The following is a 22,142-nucleotide window of genomic DNA, read 5'->3' on the forward strand; positions in this document are numbered from 1 at the left end:
GCTTCAGAGCGTCCTTCCACGACCGTGTCTCGGGGAAGGACGCCAGGAGAACCGCTCACGGCAGGCAACGCGTCCTCACGAGGACTTCGTGCAGGCAGAGGTGCGGCCTCAGGCGGATCCTGTGTGGCCGGTGGTGCAACACCGGGCGTGCCGCGCCCGTCTGGTGGTGGGGCGCCGGGTCCGCCGCGCCCGCCTGGTGGGGCGCCCCGTGGGTCGCGCCCGTTTGGCGGGGCGCCCGGTGGGTCGCGCCCGTCTGGTGATGGGGCGCCGGGTCCGCCGCGCCCGCCTGGTGGCGCGCCGGGTAGGCCGCACCCGCCTGGTAGGCCGCACCCGCCTGGTAGGCCGCACCCGCCTGGTAGGCCGCACCCGCCTGGTAGGCCGCGCCCGCCTGGTAGGCCGCGCCCGTCTGGTGGTGTGGGCGCAGGGTGGTTGTGCGCGGCGGGCCGTGCCGGGTCGGGTGGTTGTGGTGGGATGGCATGCCGGTGAGCAACACGGAGCAGGAGGTGTGCGGTGATCGCGTCGGTGGCCGGAAGGGTGGCGGCGATCGCGCCGGACGGTGCGGTGATCGAGGTGGGCGGGGTCGGCATCCTGGCCCACTGCACGCCGGGCACGCTGGCGACGCTCCGCGTGGGTGAGGAGGCCAGGCTGGCCACGTCGCTGGTCGTCCGCGAGGAGTCACTCACCCTGTACGGCTTCGCCACCGACGACGAGCGCGTCGTCTTCGAGATGGTCCAGACGGCGAGCGGCGTGGGCCCCAAGCTGGCTCTCGCGATGCTGGCCGTACACACCCCGAACGCCCTGCGGGTGGCGGTCGCCTCGGCCGACCTCAAGGCGCTGACGCAGGTGCCGGGCATCGGGCAGAAGGGCGCCCAGCGCATCGTGCTGGAGCTCAAGGACCGTCTGGGTACGCCGGAGGAGGCCGTCAACGCCGCGATCAACGGACGGCGCAAGGTGCCGACGTGGCGCGACCAGGTGCATTCCGGGCTCGTCGGGCTCGGCTACTCCGCCAGGGACGCGGACGAGGCCATCGCGATCATCGAACCCGAGGCGGAGATCGACGGTCCTCCGCAGATCGCGGCGCTGCTGAAGAGCGCCCTGCGAGCACTGAGCGTCCGATGAACCCCACCCCCACAGCCGCCGCGCCAACACCCCGAACATTCGGCAGAGACCTGACGACCTGGGCGACCGATGGACTCGTCGAGGGGCGGTGGCCGTCGCCCTCCAGGCGCTGCGGTCGCCGAGCAGGCGTGGCGCAAGGCGGGACCGGTGTGCAGCCGCTCGCCGATGGAGTCCAGCAGGTGGTTTCCGGTGATGGGGAGAGAGGGGTGGCGAGGTGAGTCTGGAACGTGATCTGGTGTCGCCCGAAGCGGAAAGGGACGAACTGCAGATCGAGGCCGCCCTCCGTCCCAAGCGCCTGTCCGAGTTCATCGGCCAGGCTCGCGTACGCGAGCAGCTCTCCCTCGTGCTGGAGAGCGCCCTCAGACGCCAGCGCCCCCCGGACCACATCCTCATGAGCGGCTCCCCTGGCCTGGGCAAGACCACCCTCGCCATGATCGTCGCCGCCGAGCTGTCCGCCCCCCTGCGCATCACCTCCGGCCCCGCCCTGGAGCGCGCCGGCGACCTGGCGGCGATCCTGTCGACGCTGGCCGAGGGCGAAGTGCTGTTCATCGACGAGATCCACCGCATGGCCCGCCCCGCCGAGGAGATGCTCTACCTCGCGATGGAGGACTTCCGCGTCGACATCGTCGTCGGCAAGGGCCCTGGCGCCACCGCGATCCCGCTGGAGATCGCGCCGTTCACCCTGGTCGGCGCCACCACCAGAGCCGGGCTCCTGCCCGCCCCGCTGCGCGACCGGTTCGGCTTCACGGCGCACATGGACTTCTACGAGGTCGACGAGCTGGAGCAGGTCCTGCGCCGCTCGTCGAGGCTGCTCAAGGTAGATCTTCCAGAGGACAGCGCCAACGAGATCGCCAGGCGCTCGCGCGGCACGCCCCGCATCGCCAACCGCCTGCTCCGCCGGGTTCGCGACTTCTCCGACGTACGCGCGGAAGGCCTCATCACCCGCGACATCACCTCAGCGGCGCTGAATCTTTACGAAGTCGACGCGGAAGGGCTCGACCGGCTCGACCGGGCGGTTCTCGGCGCGCTGCTGCGCCGCTTCGGCGGCGGCCCGGTCGGGCTGTCGACGCTGGCCGTCGCCGTGGGCGAGGAGCCGGAGACGGTCGAGGTGGTCGCGGAGCCGTTCCTGGTCAGGCAGGGCCTGCTGGCGCGTACGCCGAGGGGCCGGGTGGCCACGGCGGCGGCATGGCACCACCTGGGCATGACACCACCGCCGGATGCGTTCGGAGCCACGCTCTTCGACTGATCACGGAACGGTACCAACCGTTGCAAATTGGGAACTTCCCCGCGCGCCGAATCGCTGCCTCGTTGCCGCGTTTCGCAACAACGGCCTACACTCCGTGGCTTGGCTGGCTGTGTAGGCTGACGGGGCTGAGCGGCGAAGCCCGACGCATCACATGGAATTTCCGGCGCAAAGCCGGTGTCAACATCTTGTACAGATGATGGAAGGTCGCCCTCGATGGACATGGGACAACTCGGAAGCATCCTGCCGCTGATTCTGCTGGTGGTGGTGTTCTACTTCCTGCTGATCAGGCCGCAGCGCAAGCGGCAGCAGGAGGCGGCGAAGATGCAGAACTCCCTGGCGCCGGGCACCCGCGTCATGACCACGACGGGTCTGTTCGCCACCGTGGTGGCCGTCGACAACGAGGACGTCGTCCTCGAAGTGGCCCCCGGCATCGAGACCCGCTGGGTCAAGGCCGCCATCGGCCGCGTGGTCACGCCGGTGGACGAGGCTCCGGAGGTTGTGGAGCCCGTGGCCGACGAGCCCGTGGCGGAAACCGTTGAGGTAGCAGATACTGCGGAAACCCAGACAAGCGATGGCGAGCAGGACTCGAGCACCAAGAAGTCCTGACTAGGCTCTGCGACAAACCCCTACCCTGAAAGAACTGACGACCAGTGGCCCGACCGACCAGCCGCCATAGCAGCCCGGGGCGTACGCTCCTGGTGCTCCTGGCGCTCATCCTCGCCATGGGCGGGACGATGCTCCTGCAGAAGGCGTTCACGCCGAAGCTGGGCCTCGACCTCGCGGGCGGCACGACGGTGACGCTCTCACCCGTCACGCTCGACGGCAAGGCTCCGACCCAGGACGCCCTTGACCGTGCCGTGAACATCATCCGCGACCGCGTCAACGGGTCGGGTATCGCCGACGCCGATGTCGTCAAGTCCGGTGACAACATCGTCGTCTCCGTGCCGGGCGCAGGCCAGGAGGAGGTCATCAAGAAGGTCGGTACGACCGCCGAGATGCGCTTCCGCCAGGTCCTGGCGGTCCAGGCCACGCAGCCGACGGCCAACCCGATGGCCACCGACGCGCCCAAGCCGAGCGCGACGCCGTCGGCCACAGGCACGGGAACCCCCTCCACTCAGCCGTCCAAGCAGGCGGGTACGCCGTCGGCGTCGCCGACCGGCAAGGCCCTGTCGTCAGCGCTGACCGCGCCGACCCCGACCCCCACGGCGAAGGGCAAGGACGCCAAGGCGACTCCGAGCGCGACGCCGACCACCACGGCCACGACGCAGCCGACCGCCCAGCCGAGCCAGGACCCCAACGCGGGCATGGACCTCTCGGGCGCCGACCCGGCGGTGGTCAAGCAGTTCCAGGCGCTCAACTGCGCCGACCCGAAGAACCGCGGCAAGGGTGTGCAGGACGACCCGAACAAGCAGTTCGCCGCCTGTGACGCGGACGGCAGCGCCAAGTACCTGCTCGACGTGGCCAAGGTCGTCGGCACGGACATCGACTCGGCCAGCGCGGGCATTCCGCAGGGCCGTACCGACTGGATCGTCCAGCTCTCCTTCAAGGGCAACGGCCCTGACGCGTGGAGCAAGCTGACCACGAAGGCCTACAACTCGCAGGAGCCGCGCAACCGCGTGGCGGTCGTGCTGGACGGCGTCGTCATCACCGCGCCGAACATCATCAGCCCCATTCCGGGCGGCAAGGCCGAGATCACCGGCGGCTTCACCCAGAAGACGGCGGAAGACCTCGCCTCCCAGCTGAAGTTCGGCGCGCTGCCGCTGAAGTTCAAGCTCAGCGAGGCCATCACGATCTCCTCGACGCTGGGCCAGGACCAGCTCATGGGCGGTCTGATCGCCGGCGCGATCGGCCTCGGGCTGGTCGTCCTCTACTCGCTGCTCTACTACCGGGGCCTGGGCATCGTCGCGGTGCTGAGCCTCGTGGTCGCCTCGGTCCTCACCTACTTCTCCGTGGTGCTGCTGGGCAAGAACGCGAGCTTCGCGCTCTCGCTCCCGCACATCATCGGTCTGGTGGTGTCGATCGGTATCACGGCCGACTCGTTCATCGTGTACTTCGAACGCATCCGCGACGAGATGAAGGAAGGCAGGCGGACGCTGCGCGCGGCCGTCGAAGTGGCCTGGGTCCGCGCACGGCGCACGATCCTGATCGCCGACGCCGTCATGTTCATCGCGGCCGTCGTGCTCTACTTCCTCGCCGTCGGCGGTGTGGCTGGGTTCGCGTTCGCGATGGGCCTGACCACGCTGATCGACATCGTGGTGGTGTTCCTGTTCACGAAGCCCTTCATCGCCCTTCTGGCTAGGTTGAAGTTCTTCTCCAAGGGGCACAAGCTTTCCGGTCTCGATGCCGAGCGCATGGCCGACACCCACCACACGACCACCCCGCAGGAGGCCTGACATGGGACTCGGGCGTCGCCTCTACCGTGGCGAGATCGATGTCGACTTCGTCGGTCGCAAGAAGCTCTGGTACAGCCTGTCGGGCCTGCTGCTGATCTTCTCGCTCGCCGGTCTGCTGATCAACGGCCTCAACCTGGGCGTGGAGTTCAAGGGCGGCACGGTCTTCTCGTTCAAGGCCCCCACGGCCAACATCGAGCAGGTCCGTACGGAGTTCAAGACGCTGGGCGTGCACCAGCCGATCGTCCAGGAGGCGGGTGACCGCTGGCGGGTGACGACGGAGACGCTGCCCGCCGAGCAGGTCGCCAAGATCCAGGACGCGGTGGTCAAGGAGTACAAGGCCGACCCCAAGCAGATCGACGTGCAGCAGGTGGGCGCGTCGTGGGGCGGTGAGGTCGCCAACAAGGCCTGGATCGGCCTGGGCGTCTTCATGCTGGCGATCATCCTGTACCTGAGCATGGCGTTCGAGCCGAAGATGGCCCTGGCGGCCATCGTCGCGCTCGTGCACGACCTCGTGATCACGGCGGGCATCTACGCCTGGTCGGGGTTCGAGGTCACGCCCGCCACGCTGCTGGGCTTCCTGACCATCCTGGGTTATTCGCTGTACGACGCGGTCGTCGTGTTCGACATGATCAAGGAGGTCACGGCCAAGCTCGGCACGACCTCCAAGAAGACGTACACGCAGGCGGCTAACGACGCGCTGAACCACACGCTGATCCGGTCGCTGAACACCTCGCTGGTCGCGATCCTGCCGGTGGCGGCGATCCTGTTCATCGGCACCACCCTGCTGGGTGCGGGCACGCTGAAGGACCTGTCGCTGGCGCTGTTCGTCGGCATGCTGGTGGGCACGTACTCCTCGCTGTGCGTGGCCACGCCGCTGCTGGTGACGTTGAAGGAGCGGGAGCCGAAGTACCAGGCGATCGCGCGCAGGCTGGCCTCCACCGGTGGTGGGGCGAAGTCGGCCAAGCGTGCGGCCACCGCGAAGAGCTAAGCACCATGTGACCCGCCTCCGCCCACCCACGGGCGGGGGCGTTCGCATTTCCCGGGGCCCGGAGGCCCAACACGCCTTGCACGAGGCGAACTCCCGAGGAGTGAAGACGCTCGAAGGGTGAGGACCCGATGAGGGCGGAGGCCCCAAGAGGGTGAAGATCCCCCAAGCATGAGTCCTTGGGGCAGGAAGATCTGTTGTGGGCTTGAGCGCCCGTGAAGCATGAGAGCCGGAGCCATGAGCGACCTGACGAAACTGATCCTCGACCACGTGCGCGACATCCCCGACTACCCCCAGCCAGGCGTCCTGTTCAAGGACATCACCCCCCTCCTGGGCACCCCGGAGGCCTTCGAGCCCGTCGTGGACGCCCTCGCGACCATGTTCCCCGGCATCGACAAGATCGTCGGAATCGAGGCCCGGGGCTTCATCCTGGCCGCCCCCGCCGCATACAAAGCCAAAGCCGGCTTCGTCCCCGTGCGCAAGAAGGGCAAACTCCCCGCCGAAACGCTCGGAGCGTCCTACGATCTGGAGTACGGCTCAGCGACCATCGAGGTCCACAGGGACGCGTTCGCCCCGGGCGACCGCGTGCTCATCATCGATGACGTGCTGGCCACCGGCGGCACGGCCGAGGCGGCGGTTGACCTGATCAACCGGGCCGGAGCCGAGGTGGCCGGCGTCGCCGTACTCATGGAACTCGCCTTCCTGAAGGGCCGCGAACGGCTCGCAGGAGTGGACTTCCGCCCCTTGGTGATCGTCTGAAACAGGCACCCACAGCAGCCCAGGTCTGACACCTGGATACACTGATGGGATCTGGACTCGAACGTGAGGAGTCTGTGTGCCCCGTGATGTGGTCGTGCCCGACGTAACCGACGCCGGTAACACCGAGAGCGTGCCCGGCGGCAATGGTACGCGTCGAAGAAGGTTTGGGGGTGGGGCCATGAATCCGGTGCTGGAGCCGCTGTTCCGCACGGTCAGGGCCACCCATCCCAAGGCCGACCTGCGCCTCATCGAGCGCTCCTACGACGTGGCCGCCTACCACCACCGCGACCAGAAGCGGAAGTCCGGCGACCCGTACATCACGCACCCGCTGGCCGTGGCGACGATCCTGGCCGAGCTGGGCACCGACGACGAGACCCTGTGCGCTGCCCTGCTGCACGACACGGTCGAGGACACCGCCTACTCCCTCGACGAGCTGCGCGCCGACTTCGGCGACAACATCGCCCTGCTCGTCGACGGCGTCACCAAGCTGGACAAGGTCAAGTTCGGCGACGCGGCGCAGGCCGAGACGGTGCGCAAGATGGTCGTGGCAATGTCGCGCGACATCCGCGTCCTGGTGATCAAGCTGGCCGACCGCCTGCACAACATGCGCACGATGCGCTACCTGCCCGAGCACAAGCGCCACCAGAAGTCGCGCGAGGTCCTGGAGATCTTCGCCCCGCTGGCGCACCGCCTGGGCATGAACACGATCAAGTGGGAGCTCGAGGACCTCGCGTTCGCGATGCTCTACCCCAAGCGTTACGACGAGATCGCCCGCATGGTCAGCGAGCGGGCGCCGCGCCGCGACCTGTTCCTGCAGGAGGTCATCGAGAAGGTCTCGGCCGACCTGCGCGACGCGAAGATCCGCGCGGTGGTGAAGGGCAGGCCGAAGCACTACTACTCGGTCTATCAGAAGATGATCGCCAGGGACGTCGCGTTCGACGACATCTACGACCTGGTGGGCATCCGCGTCCTGGTCGACAGCGTGCGCGACTGTTACGCGGCGCTCGGAACGATCCACGCGCGGTGGAACCCGGTGCCCGGCCGGTTCAAGGACTACATCGCGATGCCCAAGTTCAACATGTACCAGTCGCTGCACACCACGGTGATCGGTCCCGAGGGCAAGCCGGTCGAGCTGCAGATCCGCACGCACGCGATGCACCACAGGGCCGAGTACGGCGTGGCCGCCCACTGGAAGTACAAGGAGGAGGTCGGCGGCCCGCCCGGCAAGGTCAAGCAGGGCAGCGACATGGCGTGGCTGCGCCAGCTCCTCGACTGGCAGAAGGAGACCTCCGACCCGGGCGAGTTCCTGGAGTCGCTGCGTTTCGACCTGTCGGTCTCCGAGGTCTACGTCTTCACCCCCAAGGGCACGGTCATCGCGCTGCCCGAGGGCGCCACGCCGGTCGACTTCGCCTATGCCGTACACACCGAGGTCGGTCACCGCTGCATCGGGGCGCGCGTCAACGGGCGCCTGGTGCCGCTGGAGTCGCGGCTGGGCAACGGCGACACGGTGGAGATCTTCACCTCGAAGTCGCCGGACGCGGGGCCGTCCAGGGACTGGCTGAAGTTCGTCAAGTCGGGCCGCGCCCGCAACAAGATCAGGCAGTGGTTCTCCAAGGAGCGCCGCGAGACCGCGATCGAGGCGGGCAAGGAGGCCATCGGCCGCGCGATGCGCAAGCAGGGCCTGCCGCTGCAGCGCCTGATGTCGGGCGAGTCGCTGCTGGCGCTGGCCCGCGACCTGCGTTACCCGGACGTCTCCGCGCTCTACGCGGCGGTGGGCGAGGGGCACGTGGCCGCGCAGACGGTCGTGCAGAAGCTCGTGAGCTCCATAGGCGGGGTGGACGGCGCAGAGGAGGACATCGCCGAGGCCTCGCTGCCTACGCGCCTCAGCAGGCGTCCCAGGAGCGGCGGCGGGTCCGGCGTGGTGGTGGCCGGGGACGCGGACGTGTGGGTGCGGCTGTCGAAGTGCTGCACGCCGGTGCCAGGGGATGACATCGTCGGGTTCGTGACGCGGGGGCACGGGGTGTCCGTGCACAGGAACGACTGCACGAACGTGCAGCAGCTGAAGGAGCAGCCGGACCGGCTGGTCGAGGTGAGCTGGTCGCCGAGCGACGACTCGGTGTTCCTGGTGGCGATCCAGGTAGAGGCGCTGGACCGGCCGAGGTTGCTGTCCGACGTGACGCGGACGCTGTCGGACCAGCACGTGAACATCCTGAGCGCATCGGTGACGACGTCGCGGGACCGGGTGGCGATCAGCAAGTTCACCTTCGAGATGGGCGACCCGAAACACCTCGGCCACGTGCTCAAGGCCGTCCGCAGCATCCAGGGCGTCTTCGACGTCTACCGTGTTTCAGGGGCCGGAAGCTAAAGAGTCTGTACGGCTCTCGCCAGCAGACAGCCAAGCGCCGACGCGGCTGACCGGCCCTCCAGCATGGCACTCCATCGGCGACGGTGGCCCGCCGCAACATCGGTGTGTCATGCGGGTTTTCTGCCGACCGCGCTCACCTTGGGAGCGGCTCATGTCAGAGGTCCGCCACGATTGGCTCCAGGTCGGAAAGGGTGGAAATCACGTGCTCCGCGCCCGCCAATGCGTCGGGGTCCGGTGGGTAGGCGGGATGGGGTGCGGCGATCACGCGCATGCCCGCTGCCGCCGCCGAGCGCAGGCCGTTGCTGGAGTCCTCCACCGCCCAGCACTCGCCAGGATCCACGCCCAGACGACCGGCGACCGTGAGGTAGACCTCGGGGTCGGGCTTGCCGCGGGAGACCTCCTCCGTGGAGACGGTGACCTCGAAGAAGCCCGCCAGCCCCGCTTCGGCGAGCACGGTGTCGATGAGCCGTCTGGGGGAGGAGCTGGCCAAGCCGAGCCGGTGGCGGGCGGCCACGCTGGTCACGGCCTCCACGGCGCCGGGCAGCAACGGCAGCTCCTTGGCGTACCGCGCCGCCATCTGGTCGACCACCCCGCGCGCGACCTCGTCAGGCGTCAGCCGTACCCCCAGCTCACCACTCAGATAGGCAGCCCACTCCTGCGTGCTCATGCCCATCAGCCTGCGCTGGGTGTCCGGCTGCCAGGTGCCGCCGTGCTCGGCGACGAAGGCCCTGCGCACCTGCTCCCACACGGGCTCCGAGTCGACGATGACCCCATCGAGGTCGAAGATCACACACGTCATGGGCACCCAGACTACGGCAGCCGCAGATCGGGGAGGTTGACCACGATCGCCTCGCGGGTGCTGCGGGCGATCACCACGACCGCCTCCTGCGAGGGGTCGGGGTTCTCCTCGCGGTGGGGGACGTACGGGGGGACGAAGATGTAGTCGCCTGGCTCGGTCTCCAGGCGCACCTCCTCGCCCGCCTCCAGGAAGACGAAACGGGGAGTCCCGCTCACCACGTAGATGGCGGTTTCCGAGTCGCCGTGATGGTGGTCGGCCGAGGCGGTGGACGGGGCGACGCGGGTCTGGCCCATCCAGAGGCGGTTGGAGCCGCGCACGGCGGCCAGGCGGTGCATGCCGGACGACTGGGCGGTCTCCGAGCTCAGGTCCCCCGGCGTGATGTGCTGCAGCCGCTGGTGGAACGGGTCGCCGTCGGCGTGGTAGCCCTCCCAGAGGCGTCCGCCCGCCCCTTCGAGCACGCCGCCCGCCACGGCCGCCAGCCGTACAGGGTCGTCATGAGCGGACAGCAGGGCGTCGGCCAGCGAGGGATCCAGCGCGCGGAGCTCGCGCACCAGCCACTTGCCCGTCCCCTCCCACCGCCCTGCGGCGGCGAGCGCGAGCCTGGCCGACGACTCCACGATCCGCCACCTGACCATCGCCTGCTCGGCCGGGTCCCCGCCGCCCGTCAGGTCGTCCAGGAGGTCGGTCAGACCGTAGCGGCGCCCGTCGAGGTCCGACGGGCCAGGACCGGCCTCGACACGCCGCCGCAGGAGCTCCTGCAGCCCCTTCGCGCGCCCCGAGGCGTCGGCGAGGACCTCGCCGAAGCCGCACATGCGGGGAAGGGACGGCTGGCGGCGCGCGAAGTCGCGCTCCAGGTAGGCGGCCAGGCTCGTCTCCCCGTGCACGAACAGCTCCACCGGCCACCCACGCCACCGCACGGACGAGCGGTACGGCAGGCCCAGGCCCGGCAGCACGACCACGACGTCCAGGTCGGAGGTCGCCGTGCGCGCCTCGTTGGCGGCCAGGAACGCCATCGAGGCCTCGGGGAAGCGCTCCTCGACGAGAGCGCGGGCCGCTGACACCTCATCCATGACGCCACGCTAACTCAGTCTTCCCTCGACAAGATCCTTCACTGTATGGTTCAGCCCGAAGGAAAGTTTCACCTATGGAGGTCTGATGGGTAAGAAGCTTCACCTGCTGGCCCTGCCGATCGCGGCGGCCGCCGTGCTGAGCAGCGTTCCCGCGCAGGCGGCCGCCACCGGCTACGACAGGTGTCACGCCGGCTACTACTGCATGTTCTCCGGGCTCGACGGCACCGGCGACATCATCGAGATCCAGAGCGACACGCCCGACCTGGCCGCGCTCAACATGGCGAGCAGGGGCAAGTCCGACTGGAACCGGACGAGCTCGCTGATCCACCTCTACTCCGAGGCCAACTACCAGGGCTGCTCGGCGGTGACCGGCACGGGTGCCGGCGCGAAGGGCAACTTCTACATCACCTTCCGCGACTACTTCAACTCGGTGAAGATCGGCGGCCCGAACGGCCCCTCCTGCGAGACCTTCGCCGGGACGCGCACCAACTCGCACGGCTGAAAAAAGCGCCCGCGCTCTCTGGAGCGCGGGCAATATACTGAGTATTATACCGAGTATGAGCATTCGCCACGCCCTGCTGGCCCTGCTCAGCGAGGGCCCGAAATACGGCCTCCAGCTGCGCCAGGAGTTCGAGACGCGCACGGGGGAGGTGTGGCCGCTCAACGTCGGCCAGGTCTACACGACCCTGCAGCGGCTGGACCGCGACGGGCTGGTCGCCTCGGACGAGGCGGCGGGCGAGGGGCTGCAGAACATCTACCGGCTCACCCCCGCCGGGCTCGAGGAACTGACCGCGTGGCTGCGCACCCCGTCGGGGGCGAGCGCCCCGCCGCGCGACGAGCTGGTCATCAAGGTGCTGGTCGCGGTCAGGGTGCCCGGCGTGGACGTGGGCGAGCTGCTGCAGATCCACCGGCGGCACGTCGTGCGGCAGATGCAGCAGTACACCCAGCTCAAGGAGGACGAGCCGGAGCTGGGCCTGGCCCTGGTGGTGGACGCCGAGCTGTTCAGGCTCGAAGGCGTGGCCAGGTGGCTCGACGCCGCCGAGGTCCGCCTGAAGGGCCACAGGAACGCCGAGGCCCCACAGCGGCTGGAGGCCAGGACATGATCGCGTTACGCGCCGTCACGAAGGTCTTCGGCAGCGGCCCGGCCGAGGTGCGGGCGCTGTGCGAGGTGGACGTCGAGGTACGGCCGGGCGAGCTGGTCGCCGTCATGGGCCCCAGCGGCTCCGGCAAGACCACGCTGCTGACCATCGCGGGCACCCTGGAGCGGGCGAGCGGCGGCACGGTCCACATCGGCGGACGCGACGTCGCCGAGCTGTCGAAGGACGACCTGGCCCGCCTCAGGCGCCGCTCGATCGGCTACGTGTTCCAGGACTTCAACCTGCTCGCCGGGCTCACCGCGGTGGAGAACGTCGCGCTGCCCCTCGAACTCGACGGGCACGGCGTCAAAGCGGCCCGTGCGGCGGGCATGGAGATCCTCGCCGAGCTCGGGCTGGCCGACCGGGCCAGGCACTACCCCGACGACCTGTCGGGCGGCGAGCGCCAGCGAGTGGCCATCGCCAGGGCCGTGGTGGGCGAGCGCCAGATCCTGCTGGCCGACGAGCCGACCGGCGCGCTCGACTCGGTCAACGGCGACGCCGTCATGCGCCTGATGCGCGCGGCATGCAAGCGCGGCGTGGCGGGCATGGTCGGCACGCACGACGCCCAGCTCGCCGCGTGGGCCGACCGGGTGATCTTCCTGAGGGACGGGCGCGTGGTGGACCGCAGCGAGCCGCGCACCGGCCCCGAGTCGCTGCTGGGCCGATGAGCGCGCGGCGGGCCCTCATCCACTGGGCGGTACGTCTCGTCCGCCGCGAGTGGCGAACCCAGCTCCTCATCCTGTCGCTGCTCGCCGTCGCCGTCACCGTGGCGATCTGCGGCGCTTCAGCCGCCTACGGCCTGGTCCCCGCGCAGCACGCCGCCGAGTTCGGCACCGCGAACCTGGCCTTCAGGTTCGCCGGTTCGGAACCGGACCGGCTGTCCTCAGGAGTCAGCCGGATCAGGCAGTGGTACGGCGAAGCCGACGTGATCGGCCGCAGGCAGGTCCCGGTGCCGGGAGCGGCGAGCCTGGTGGAGTTCCGTGCGCAGCGGCCGGGCGGGCCGTACTCCGGGCCGATGCTGGCCCTCACGGCGGGACGCTACCCGCGCGCCGCGGGCGAGACCGCACTCACCCCGGGGGTCGCCCGGCTGTTCCCCGGCCCCACGTTCACGCTCGACGGCGTCGCGTGGCGCGTCGTCGGGCAGGTGGAGAACCCCAGCAACCTGGCCGACCACTTCGCGCTGGTCGCCCCGGAGCACGCCAAGCCGCCGCAGACCGTCACGGTGCTGGCCCGCGGCGACCCGGGCCCGGCGGCCGGGGCAGACGGCTTCGACCTCGGGGTCGCCGGGCAGGAGCTCGGCGAGGTCCAGGTGATGGCGGCGGTCATCGCCCTCGTCGCGGGCACGGTGGCGATGGTGCTGGTCGCGCTCGTCGCCGCAGCCGGGTTCACGGTGATCGGCAGGCGGCGCCAGCGCCAGCTCGGCATGCTCGCCGCCATCGGCGCGACGGAACGCCAGCTCCGGCTGGTCATGGTGGCCAACGGCGCCATCGTCGGGGCGGTCGCCGCTCTGTTGGGGACGGCCGTGGGGCTGCTCGGCTGGGTGCTGGCTGCGCCGTACGCCGAGGGCGTGATCCAGGCCAGGATCGACCGGTTCCAGCTCCTGCCGTGGTGGCTGGTCGTCGCCACGATGGCGGTGTGCGTGCTGGCGTCGACGGTCGCCGCCTGGTGGCCGGCCCGGTTTCTGGCCGGGATCCCGGTCACCGACGCGCTGTCCGGCAGGCCGAGCCCGCCCGCGCCGGTGCGCAGGTCGATCGTGTTCTCCGCGGTCCTGCTGCTGGCCGGGGTGTCCGCGCTGGCCGCGGTGGACCTCACCGGCGAGGGCTGGGCGCCGCCGCTGCTCATCGCCGGGGGGACGCTGGCGGTCGTGCTCGGGCTGCTCGCCCTCGGGCCGGTGGCCATCAGGTGGGTAGGCGCGCACGCGGGCCCCGCCCCGGTCGCGGTACGGCTCGCCGTACGGGATCTGGCCCGCTACCAGTCGCGGTCGGGGGCCGCGCTGGCCGCGATCGGGCTGGTGCTCGGCATCGCCGCAGCGGTGATCGTCGCCGTGGGCGTCGCCGAGCGGGACGCGGCGACCGGCAACCTGTCCGAGCGCCAGCTCCTCGTGACCAAGGAGGGCAACAGGATCAGGGAGCTCGTCACCACGCGCACCCCGCAGGAGGTCGCCGGCCTACGCTCCAGCGTCGACCGGCTCGCCGCCCACCTGGACCGTCCCGCCGTGATCGAGCTGCTGGAGGTCGTGGACCCCGACGAGCAGGAGAGTCCCGGCAGGGGCGGCAACAACGGCTGGCGGCACGCCGTCCTCATCGGCGACGGCCCGCGTACGGCGCGGCCCGGCCCGCTGTTCGTGGCCACCCCTGAGTTGCTGCGCCACTACGGCCTCGACCCCGCGGACCTGGATCCGCGCGTGGAGGTCCTGACCGTCAGGCAGGGGGAGGTCGGGCTGCGCCATCTGATCCACGAGGAGGTCGTCGGCGGCGTGCGGCGGCTCGACGTCCCGCCCTACGCCATGGCGCCCACCTCGCTGATCACCCCGGCGGCCGTGGCGCGAAGGGGCTGGAGCGCCGCGTTCGCCGGGTTCCTGGTGGAGTCCGCCCAGCCGCTGACCAACGCCCAGGTCGGCCAGGCGCTGGCCGTGGCGGGCGGGTCAGGGCTGCTCGTGGTGGCCAGGGACGGCGCGGCGCTGGCCGAGCTGCGTTCCGCGCGGCAGGCCGTCGTCGGGGTGGCCGTGGCGGTCGCGCTGTGTGTGCTGGCCATGGCGGTCGTGCTCGTCAGAGCGGAGAGCGCGGCCGACCTGCGCACGCTGGCGGCCGCCGGGGCCACCCGCGCCACCAGGAGGACGATCACCGCGGCCACCGTCGGCACCCTGGCCGGGCTGGGCGTCCTCCTGGGCCTCGCCGGTGCGTATCTCGGGGTGGCCGCGGTGTACTTCGGCGACTTCGAGGTGCTGCTTCCCGTGCCGGTGGGCCAGCTGCTCGTGTTGTGCGCCGGGGTTCCGGCAGTGGCCACCGCGGGGGCGTGGCTGCTGTCGGGCCGCGAGCCCCCGGCGATCGCCAGGCGGGTGCTGGAGTGAGGCGGATCCTGCTCGTCCTCGCGCTGGTCGCCGGGTGCGGCGGCTACCAGGCGGACGACCTGCGGGCCGGGCTGCGTGCCATCAGGGACGCCGGGGCCGTCGGGGCGCAGGCCATGGTGATCGTGGACGGGCGGGTCACCTCGGCCACGAGCGGCCCGGCCGTACCCGGGAACGGGCACTTCAGGATCGGCAGCGACACCAAGACCTTCGTGGCCACCGTGATCCTGCAGCTCCTGGCCGAGGGGCGGCTGGCGCTGGCTGACCCGGTGGAGAAACACCTGCCCGGCCTGGTGGGCGGCGGGATCACGCTGCTCGACCTGCTCAGGCACACCAGCGGGCTCTACGACTACAGCGTGGCGCCGGAGTGGGACCCGTTCGCCTCGCGCGAGACCTTCGAACGGCGGCGCTACCAGCACTACACGGCCGAGGAGCTGGTGGCGGTGGCGATGCGGCACGCGCCGTTCAGCGCGCCAGGCGTCACGCACAAGTACTCCAACACCAACTACGTGCTGCTCGGCATGGTGATCGCGAAGCTCACCGGGCGGCGATGGCAGGACGAGGTGCGCCGCAGGATCATCGAGCCGCTCGCTCTGACCGGGACCAGCGTCGGGGACGGCCCGGCGCTGCCCGAGCCGCACGCCAGGGGATACACGCGCTTCAGCCTGGACGGCCCGCTGGTGGACACCACACTGCTCGACCCGAGCGCGGGCGACGCGGGCGGAGCGATCATCAGCACGCCCCGCGACCTGCTGCGCTTCTTCGGCGCCCTGCTGGGCGGAGAGCTGCTGCGCCCCTTCGCGCTGGACCTGATGAAACGCACGGTCCCCGCAGAAGAGGGCAGGTACGGGCTAGGGCTGGCCTGGAGCGACCTCCCGTGCGGCGACGGCTACTGGCGGCACGGCGGCGCCGTGCCCGGCTACCTCACCTACGAGGGCTTCGTCGCGGACGGCAGGCGCGGCATCGTGCTCTCGGTGTCCAGCATGAGCCTGGACGGCGTCACCGGCCAGAAACAGGACGCCGCCTCGCAGGACCTCGTGAACAAGGTCCTCTGCGCCATCAGGTGACGGGGCCCGGCTCCCGAGGGGACCGGGCCCGTGACGTCAGCTGAACTCGGCCAGGGTGCGCTCGGCCTCCTCCAGCCACGACTGGCGAGCCGTGATGGCCTCCTCGGCCTCCTTGATGTCCTTGGCCCGCCCGGCGGCCTGAGCCTTGGCCAGCTTCTTCTCCAGCTGCTCCAGCGACGTGCGCAGCTGGTCGACCGTGCTCTGCGCGCGCGCCCTGGCCTCGGGGTTGGAGCGCTTCCACTCCGCCTCCTCCGCCTTGCGCACGGCGTCGTCCACCTTGCGCAGCCCGCCCTCGAGCCGGTCACGCTGCTCGCGCGGCACCGCGCCCACGGACTCCCACCGCTCCAGCAGCCCGCGCAGGGCGGCGCGAGCAGTACGGGCGTCGGTGACCGGAAGGATCTTCTCTGCCTCGGCGAGAAGCTCCTCCTTCACCGTGGCGTTGGCCGCCAGCGACGCGTCGCGCTCGGCGAACACCGCCGACCTCGCCTGGAAGAACTGGTCCTGCGCGGCCTTGAAGCGGCCCCACAGCTCGTCCTCCGCCTCGCGGGAGGCCCGGCCCGCCGTCTTCCACTGCTGCATCAGCTCGCGGTAGATGGAGGCCGTCTGACCCCAGTCGGTGGAGGAGGCCAGCTCCTCCGCCTCGGCCACGATGCGCTCCTTGAGCGAACGCACGCCCTCGCGCTGCTCGTCGAGCCCGGCGAAGTAGGTCTTGCGGCGCTTGGCGAAAGCCGTACGGGCAGCCGAGAGCCTCTTCCACAGCGCCGCCTCGGTGACGCGGTCGATGCGCTCGGCCGCCTTCCACTCCTCGACGAGCTGGCGCAGCCGCTCACCACCCGACTTCCAGTGGGTGGTCTCGTCGGCGATGCGCTCGGCCTCGGCGACGATGCGCTCCTTGACGCCCTTCGCCTCGGCGCGGGCCACCTCGCGGGCGGCCTTGACCTCCTCGCGGCGCTGACCGACGAGCGTGGTCAGCGCGTCGAGGCGCGCCACGAGCGCGGCCAGGTCACCGACGGCGTGCGCGTCGGCGACGGCCTCGCGCAGCTTGACGATGGTGGCCTCGGCCTGGGCCGGAGCCAGGTCGGTGCCCTTGACGCGCTGCTCGAGCAGTTGCACCTGCCCGGCCAGCTCGTCGAACTTGCGATGGAAGTAGGCCAGCGCCTCTTCTGGCTCGCCCGCCTGCCAGGAGCCGACGGCCCGCTCCCCATCAGCCGTACGCACGTAGACGGTGCCGTCGTCGTCTACCCGGCCCCACGGGTCGGTGCTCACCGTGTCCTCCCGCACTTTCCATCAGACCCTTCGGGACTTTGTCCGTCCCTAGTTGTATTACGTCAGCTCTTGCCAGTGATTGTCACGTCTTTGATGTCGACCGGCACCTTCGGAGAGGTCTGATCCTCAAGGAATCCACCCTTGGCGACCTTGTCGACGATCTCCATGCCCTTGGTGACGGTACCGAACGGGGTGTACTGCGGAGGCAACGAAGCGGTCTCATCGCCATAGACGATGAAGAACTGGCTGCCGTTGGTGCCCGCGCCCGCGTTGGCCATGGCGACCACGCCGCGGTTGTACTTCATGCCGCCCAGGTTCTCGTCGGCGTACTTGTAGCCGGGTCCGCCGTTGCCGCCCTGCTCCTTGCCGTCGGCCTTCGCCAGGGGGTCGCCGCACTGGAGTACGGCCAGGCCGCCCGTGTCCGGCGTCACCAGGCGGTGGCACTTGGTGCCGTCGAAGTAGTTCTTCGACGCCAGGTAGTCGAAGGAGTTCACCGTGCACGGCGCCTTCTTCGGCATCAGGTCGACGACGATGTCACCCTCGTTGGTCTTGATCGTCATCGTCTGGGCCTTGAGGTTCGGCTTCTTCGGCGGCAGGCCGACGTCCTTCACCTTGCCCTGGGCGTCCTTGGTGTAGGTGCACGAGACCGTCTTGAGGTCGATCGGCGTCGGGGTCGGCTGGGGCGGCTCCGACGGCGTGGGCTCGGCCGAGGCCGAAGTAGAGGCTGACGCGGTCGCCGAGGCCGCTGCCTGCGGGTCTCCGTTCCCACCGCCCAGCAGCGTGGTCGCGGCCACGATGCCGCCGACGACCACCACGACCCCCACGCTGGATCCGATGATCGCAGTGCGCTTGACGCGCGCTTCACGCTCGAGACGACGCTGAAGCTGCCGCTCGTGGTGCTCGCGCGCCAACTGCTTCTGTCGCTCCTTGCCGGTGGCCACCGCTTTGCCTCCCATAGTCAACTAACCGAGGTGGGCGAATCGTATCGGCCAACGGGTAATGGTTCGCAGCCCGGCGACCCGCACCGGTACCCTTCGGTTACATTCCCATCCGCTTTTTTGGTGAGGCAGATGCTCATCGCAGGCTTCCCCGCAGGGGCCTTCCAGACCAATTGCTACCTCGTCGCGCCCGCGGCAGGCGAGGAATGCGTGATCGTCGATCCCGGCCAGGACGCCGCTGAGGGCGTCGACGAGCTGCTGCGCGAGCACCGGCTGAAGCCGGTCGCCGTCCTGCTCACGCACGGCCATCTCGATCACGTCTGGTCGGTCGCCCCGGTCTGCGGCGCTCGTGACATCCCCGCGTGGATCCACCCGGAGGACCGCCACCTGCTGAGCGACCCGTCGGCCGGATGGTCGTCCACGTCGAGCCAGCTTTTCGGCGGCATCACGCTGAGCGAGCCCGACGACGTCAAGGAGCTCGCCGACGACGCCGTGCTGAAGCTGGCCGGGCTGGAGCTCGTGGTCGACCACACCCCCGGCCATACCAGGGGGTCGGTGTCCTTCAGGGTGCCCGCCGAGGAGATCATGTTCTCGGGTGACCTGCTGTTCGCCGGCTCCATCGGCCGCTCCGACCTTCCCGGCGGCGACTATCCGACGATCCTGCGCAGCCTGGCCACCAAGGCCCTGCCGCTGCCTGACGAGACCGTCGTCCTGCCGGGTCACGGACCACAGACCACGATCGGCCGCGAGCGCGCCTCCAACCCGTATCTCAAAGAGGCGGCGCCGCACGCCGGTCCCACACGAGGGATCTAATGAGCTTCCAGGCACCGAAAGGCACCTTCGACTGGCTGCCGCCGCAGTCCGACCGGATCCTCGCCGTGCGCGAGACCCTGGTCGAGGCGGTACGGCGAGCCGGTTACGGCTACATCGAAACACCGACGTTCGAGGACACCGACCTGTTCAAGCGCGGCGTCGGCGAGTCCACCGACGTGGTGACGAAGGAGATGTACACCTTCGAGGACAAGGGCGGCCGCTCGATCACGCTGCGCCCGGAGGGCACGGCCTCCGTCGTGCGCGCCGTACTCCAGCACAGCCTGCAGAACGCCGGGCAGCTCCCGGTCAAGCTCTGGTACTCCGGCAGCCAGTACCGCTACGAACGCGCTCAGAAGGGCCGGTACAGGCACTTCTGGCAGGTCGGGGCTGAGGCGCTCGGCGCGGAGGACCCGGCGCTCGACGCCGAGCTGATCCTCCTGGCCTGGCAGGGCTTCGCCGCTGTGGGGCTGAAGCGGGTGACGCTGCTGCTCAACTCGCTAGGCGACAAGAACTGCCGCCCCGCCTACCGCGCCGCCCTGGTGGAGTTCCTGCGCAAGCTCGACCTCGACGAGGCCACCCGCGCGCGAATCGAGATCAACCCGTTGCGCGTGCTCGACGACAAGCGCCCCGACGTGCAGGCCAAGCTCGCCGGCGCGCCGCTGGCCGTCGACCACCTGTGCGAGGCGTGCAAGGCCTACCACGAAGAGGTGCGCGCGCTCCTGACGGCGCTGGGCGTGCCGTTCACCGACGACCCGAAGCTGGTGCGCGGGCTCGACTACTACACCCGCACCGCGTTCGAGTTCGTGCACGACGGGCTCGGGGCGCAGGCCTCGGTCGGCGGCGGCGGGCGTTACGACGGGCTCAGCGAGCAGATCGGCGGGCCTTCGCTGCCGAGCGTCGGCTGGGCGCTGGGCGTCGACCGCACGTTCCTGGCGATGGAGGCCGAGGGTCTGCTGGACGACCTCACGTCCCAGCGCGTCGAGGTGTACGGTGTCCCGCTGGGCGAGGACGCGCGCCGCCGGCTGTTCCTGCTCGTCAACGAGCTGCGCCAGGCGGGTGTCAGCGCCGACATGGCCTTCGGCGGCAAGGGCGTGAAGGCGGCGATGAAGGGGGCGGACCGTTCCGGCGCCCGCTTCGCGCTGATCCTGGGCGAGCGTGACCTGGCGGCGGAAGCCGTACAGCTGAAGGACCTGACCACAGGAGACCAGACCGAGGTGCCGCTGGCCCAGGTCGTGGAAGTTTTGAAGGGAAAGCTGCAGTGATTCGCACGCACACCGCCGGGAGTCTCCGCAAGGAGCATGCCGGCGAGCAGGTGACGCTGGCTGGATGGGTGGCGCGGCGACGCGACCACGGCGGCGTGGTCTTCATCGACCTGCGCGACGCCTCCGGCTCGGCGCAGGTGGTCTTCCGCGAGGAGGACCACGCCCACGACCTGCGCGCGGAATACTGCGTCAAGGTGGTCGGCGAGGTGCGCGTCCGCCCCGAGGGCAACGCCAACCCCGACCTGCCCACGGGCGAGATCGAGGTCGTCGCCACCGAGGTCGAGGTGCTGAGCGAGGCCGCGCCGCTGCCGTTCCCGATCGAGGGCAACGCGGGCGTGTCTGAGGAGGCGCGGCTCAAGTACCGCTACCTCGACATCCGCCGGCAGCAGATCGCCCACTCGATGCGGGTCCGCTCCAAGGCGACCTACCTCACCAACGAGGTGATGAACGAGCACGGCTTCGTCTACGTCGAGACGCCGACGCTGACCCGCTCCACCCCCGAGGGCGCGCGCGACTTCCTGGTGCCCGTCCGCCTGCAGCCGGGCAACTGGTACGCCCTTCCCCAGTCGCCGCAGCTGTTCAAGCAGCTGCTTCAGGTGGCCGGGCTGGAGCGCTACTACCAGCTCGCCAAGTGCTACCGCGACGAGGACCTGCGCGCCGACCGGCAGCCCGAGTTCACCCAGATCGACATCGAGATGTCCTTCGTCGACCAGGAGGACGTCATCGCCGTCGGCGAGGCGCTGGTCGGGCGCATCTGGAAGGAGATCCTCGGCTACGAGATCCCCACGCCGCTGCCCAGGATGACCTACTCCGACGCGATGGCGCGCTACGGCTCCGACAAGCCGGACCTGCGCTTCGGCCAGGAGCTCGTGGACGTCACCGCCTACTTCGCCGAGACCACGTTCCGCGTGTTCCAGGCCGAGTACGTCGGGGCCGTCGTCATGCCGGGCGGCGCCTCCCAGACCCGCAAGGAGCTGGACGGCTGGCAGGACTGGGCCAAGTCGCGCGGCGCGCGCGGCCTGGCGTACGTGCTGGTCCAGGAGGACGGCACACTCGGCGGCCCGGTCGCCAAGAACCTGTCCGAGGCGGAGACGGCCGGCCTGGCCGCCTACGTCGAGGCCAAGCCGGGTGACGCGATCTTCTTCGCCGCCGGGGCGCGCGGCGCCTCCCGCGACCTGCTCGGCGCGGCGCGCCTGGAGATCGGGCGGCGCTGCGGGCTCATCGACGAGTCGGTGTGGTCGTTCCTGTGGGTCGTGGACGCGCCGATGTTCGAGGAGGACGGCGAGGGCGGATGGACCGCGGTCCACCACCCGTTCACCGGCCCCAAGCCGGAGTGGGCCGACAACTTCCAGGACCACCCGGGCGAGGCGCTGGCCTACGCCTACGACATGGTCTGCAACGGCATGGAGATCGGCGGCGGCTCGATCCGTATCCACCGCGCCGAGATGCAGCAGCGCGTCTTCGACGTGCTCGGCATCTCCAAGGAGGAGGCGGAGTCGAAGTTCGGCTTCCTGCTGGAGGCGTTCAAGTACGGCCCGCCGCCGCACGGGGGCATCGCCTACGGCTTCGACCGGCTGTGCATGCTGCTGGCCGGGGGCGACTCGATCCGCGACGTGATCGCTTTCCCGAAGACGGCCTCCGGCTTCGACCCGCTGACCGGCGCCCCGACGCCGATCACGGTGGAGCAGCGCAAGGAAGCCGGCGTCGACGCCAAGCCCAAGTCCGAGGAGTAGCTCGCGAAAAGGCCCCCGCCGTTCTGGCGAGGGCCTTTTTTGGTGCGCGAAAACGGACATTTGTTGGGGTTCTGTTGAGGCTTTGTCACAGATGGGATCTCGGCCAACTTCTTGATCCCCGCCC

Annotated in this window: 20 protein-coding genes; 15 read left to right on the forward strand and 5 right to left on the reverse strand. The window is 70.1% G+C overall.

What is annotated here, in order from left to right:
- Positions 1 to 55: 55 nt before the first annotated feature.
- Positions 56 to 478 (reverse strand): hypothetical protein, encoded by a 423-nt coding sequence (locus ACIBG8_RS36700; RefSeq protein WP_397347738.1) that lies wholly within the window; start codon positions 476 to 478, stop codon positions 56 to 58.
- Between the two features lie 32 nt (positions 479 to 510).
- Between ACIBG8_RS36700 and ruvA the strand changes: the two genes are divergently transcribed.
- The 7 genes from ruvA (at position 511) to ACIBG8_RS36735 (ending at position 8,867) form a co-directional block, all read left to right on the forward strand.
- Entirely contained in the window at positions 511 to 1,119 is a 609-nt protein-coding gene (gene ruvA / locus ACIBG8_RS36705; protein WP_397347739.1) for a Holliday junction branch migration protein RuvA, read from the forward strand.
- A gap of 214 nt (positions 1,120 to 1,333) precedes the next feature.
- Positions 1,334 to 2,365, forward strand: coding sequence for a Holliday junction branch migration DNA helicase RuvB (ruvB, locus tag ACIBG8_RS36710; RefSeq protein ID WP_397347740.1), 1,032 nt, complete (start codon positions 1,334 to 1,336; stop codon positions 2,363 to 2,365).
- Positions 2,366 to 2,584: 219 nt separating this feature from the next.
- Complete coding sequence (yajC, locus tag ACIBG8_RS36715; protein WP_397347741.1) at positions 2,585 to 2,971, forward strand: preprotein translocase subunit YajC; 387 nt, start codon at positions 2,585 to 2,587, stop codon at positions 2,969 to 2,971.
- Between the two features lie 92 nt (positions 2,972 to 3,063).
- Positions 3,064 to 4,758: a protein translocase subunit SecD gene (secD, locus tag ACIBG8_RS36720; RefSeq protein WP_397347742.1), complete on the forward strand. Its 1,695-nt coding sequence runs from the start codon at positions 3,064 to 3,066 to the stop codon at positions 4,756 to 4,758.
- A 1-nt stretch (position 4,759) separates the two neighbouring features.
- Positions 4,760 to 5,746, forward strand: coding sequence for a protein translocase subunit SecF (gene secF, locus ACIBG8_RS36725; RefSeq protein WP_397347743.1), 987 nt, complete (start codon positions 4,760 to 4,762; stop codon positions 5,744 to 5,746).
- A 234-nt stretch (positions 5,747 to 5,980) separates the two neighbouring features.
- Positions 5,981 to 6,502 (forward strand): adenine phosphoribosyltransferase, encoded by a 522-nt coding sequence (locus ACIBG8_RS36730; protein WP_397347744.1) that lies wholly within the window; start codon positions 5,981 to 5,983, stop codon positions 6,500 to 6,502.
- Positions 6,503 to 6,680: 178 nt separating this feature from the next.
- Positions 6,681 to 8,867 carry a RelA/SpoT family protein gene (locus tag ACIBG8_RS36735; RefSeq protein WP_397347745.1) on the forward strand — a complete coding sequence of 729 codons (2,187 nt, stop codon included), beginning with the start codon at positions 6,681 to 6,683 and terminating at the stop codon, positions 8,865 to 8,867.
- A 154-nt stretch (positions 8,868 to 9,021) separates the two neighbouring features.
- Here the strand turns inward: ACIBG8_RS36735 and ACIBG8_RS36740 are convergent, their stop codons facing one another.
- Together ACIBG8_RS36740 and ACIBG8_RS36745 are read right to left on the reverse strand one after the other, a co-directional pair.
- Positions 9,022 to 9,666 (reverse strand): HAD family hydrolase, encoded by a 645-nt coding sequence (locus tag ACIBG8_RS36740; protein WP_397347746.1) that lies wholly within the window; start codon positions 9,664 to 9,666, stop codon positions 9,022 to 9,024.
- Positions 9,667 to 9,677: 11 nt separating this feature from the next.
- Complete coding sequence (locus ACIBG8_RS36745; protein WP_397347747.1) at positions 9,678 to 10,736, reverse strand: cupin domain-containing protein; 1,059 nt, start codon at positions 10,734 to 10,736, stop codon at positions 9,678 to 9,680.
- Between the two features lie 85 nt (positions 10,737 to 10,821).
- On the opposite strand from ACIBG8_RS36745, the gene ACIBG8_RS36750 reads away from it, so the two are divergent.
- The 5 genes from ACIBG8_RS36750 to ACIBG8_RS36770 are packed head-to-tail and all read left to right on the forward strand — an operon-like array spanning position 10,822 to position 16,006.
- Positions 10,822 to 11,238 (forward strand): peptidase inhibitor family I36 protein, encoded by a 417-nt coding sequence (locus ACIBG8_RS36750; protein ID WP_397347748.1) that lies wholly within the window; start codon positions 10,822 to 10,824, stop codon positions 11,236 to 11,238.
- Positions 11,239 to 11,293: 55 nt separating this feature from the next.
- Positions 11,294 to 11,839 (forward strand): PadR family transcriptional regulator, encoded by a 546-nt coding sequence (locus tag ACIBG8_RS36755; protein WP_397347749.1) that lies wholly within the window; start codon positions 11,294 to 11,296, stop codon positions 11,837 to 11,839.
- A complete protein-coding gene (locus ACIBG8_RS36760; protein ID WP_397347750.1) occupies positions 11,836 to 12,540 on the forward strand; it encodes an ABC transporter ATP-binding protein in 705 nt (234 codons plus the stop codon). The genes ACIBG8_RS36755 and ACIBG8_RS36760 overlap by 4 nt, the downstream gene beginning before the upstream one ends.
- Positions 12,537 to 14,942, forward strand: coding sequence for an FtsX-like permease family protein (locus tag ACIBG8_RS36765; protein ID WP_397347751.1), 2,406 nt, complete (start codon positions 12,537 to 12,539; stop codon positions 14,940 to 14,942). Before ACIBG8_RS36760 ends, ACIBG8_RS36765 begins: the two co-directional genes overlap by 4 nt.
- On the forward strand, positions 14,939 to 16,006 hold the full coding sequence (locus ACIBG8_RS36770) for a serine hydrolase domain-containing protein (RefSeq protein ID WP_397347752.1): 1,068 nt from the start codon (positions 14,939 to 14,941) through the stop codon (positions 16,004 to 16,006). Before ACIBG8_RS36765 ends, ACIBG8_RS36770 begins: the two co-directional genes overlap by 4 nt.
- Positions 16,007 to 16,042: 36 nt before the next feature.
- On the opposite strand, the gene ACIBG8_RS36775 is transcribed toward ACIBG8_RS36770, so the two are convergent.
- Positions 16,043 to 17,272, reverse strand: coding sequence for a DUF349 domain-containing protein (locus tag ACIBG8_RS36775; RefSeq protein ID WP_397347753.1), 1,230 nt, complete (start codon positions 17,270 to 17,272; stop codon positions 16,043 to 16,045).
- A gap of 62 nt (positions 17,273 to 17,334) precedes the next feature.
- The gene (locus tag ACIBG8_RS36780; RefSeq protein WP_397347754.1) at positions 17,335 to 18,228 is read right to left on the reverse strand and encodes a peptidylprolyl isomerase; all 894 of its coding nucleotides are present in this window, start codon (positions 18,226 to 18,228) and stop codon (positions 17,335 to 17,337) included.
- Between the two features lie 114 nt (positions 18,229 to 18,342).
- Between ACIBG8_RS36780 and ACIBG8_RS36785 the strand changes: the two genes are divergently transcribed.
- The 3 genes from ACIBG8_RS36785 to aspS are packed head-to-tail and all read left to right on the forward strand — an operon-like array spanning position 18,343 to position 22,018.
- Positions 18,343 to 19,023: an MBL fold metallo-hydrolase gene (locus ACIBG8_RS36785; protein WP_397347755.1), complete on the forward strand. Its 681-nt coding sequence runs from the start codon at positions 18,343 to 18,345 to the stop codon at positions 19,021 to 19,023.
- Positions 19,023 to 20,285, forward strand: coding sequence for a histidine--tRNA ligase (hisS, locus tag ACIBG8_RS36790; RefSeq protein WP_397347756.1), 1,263 nt, complete (start codon positions 19,023 to 19,025; stop codon positions 20,283 to 20,285). The genes ACIBG8_RS36785 and hisS overlap by 1 nt, the downstream gene beginning before the upstream one ends.
- Entirely contained in the window at positions 20,282 to 22,018 is a 1,737-nt protein-coding gene (gene aspS, locus ACIBG8_RS36795; protein WP_397347757.1) for an aspartate--tRNA ligase, read from the forward strand. Before hisS ends, aspS begins: the two co-directional genes overlap by 4 nt.
- The last annotated feature ends 124 nt before the right edge of the window (positions 22,019 to 22,142 follow it).

The organism is Nonomuraea sp. NPDC050556 (assembly GCF_044457355.1).
GTDB lineage: Bacteria > Actinomycetota > Actinomycetes > Streptosporangiales > Streptosporangiaceae > Nonomuraea.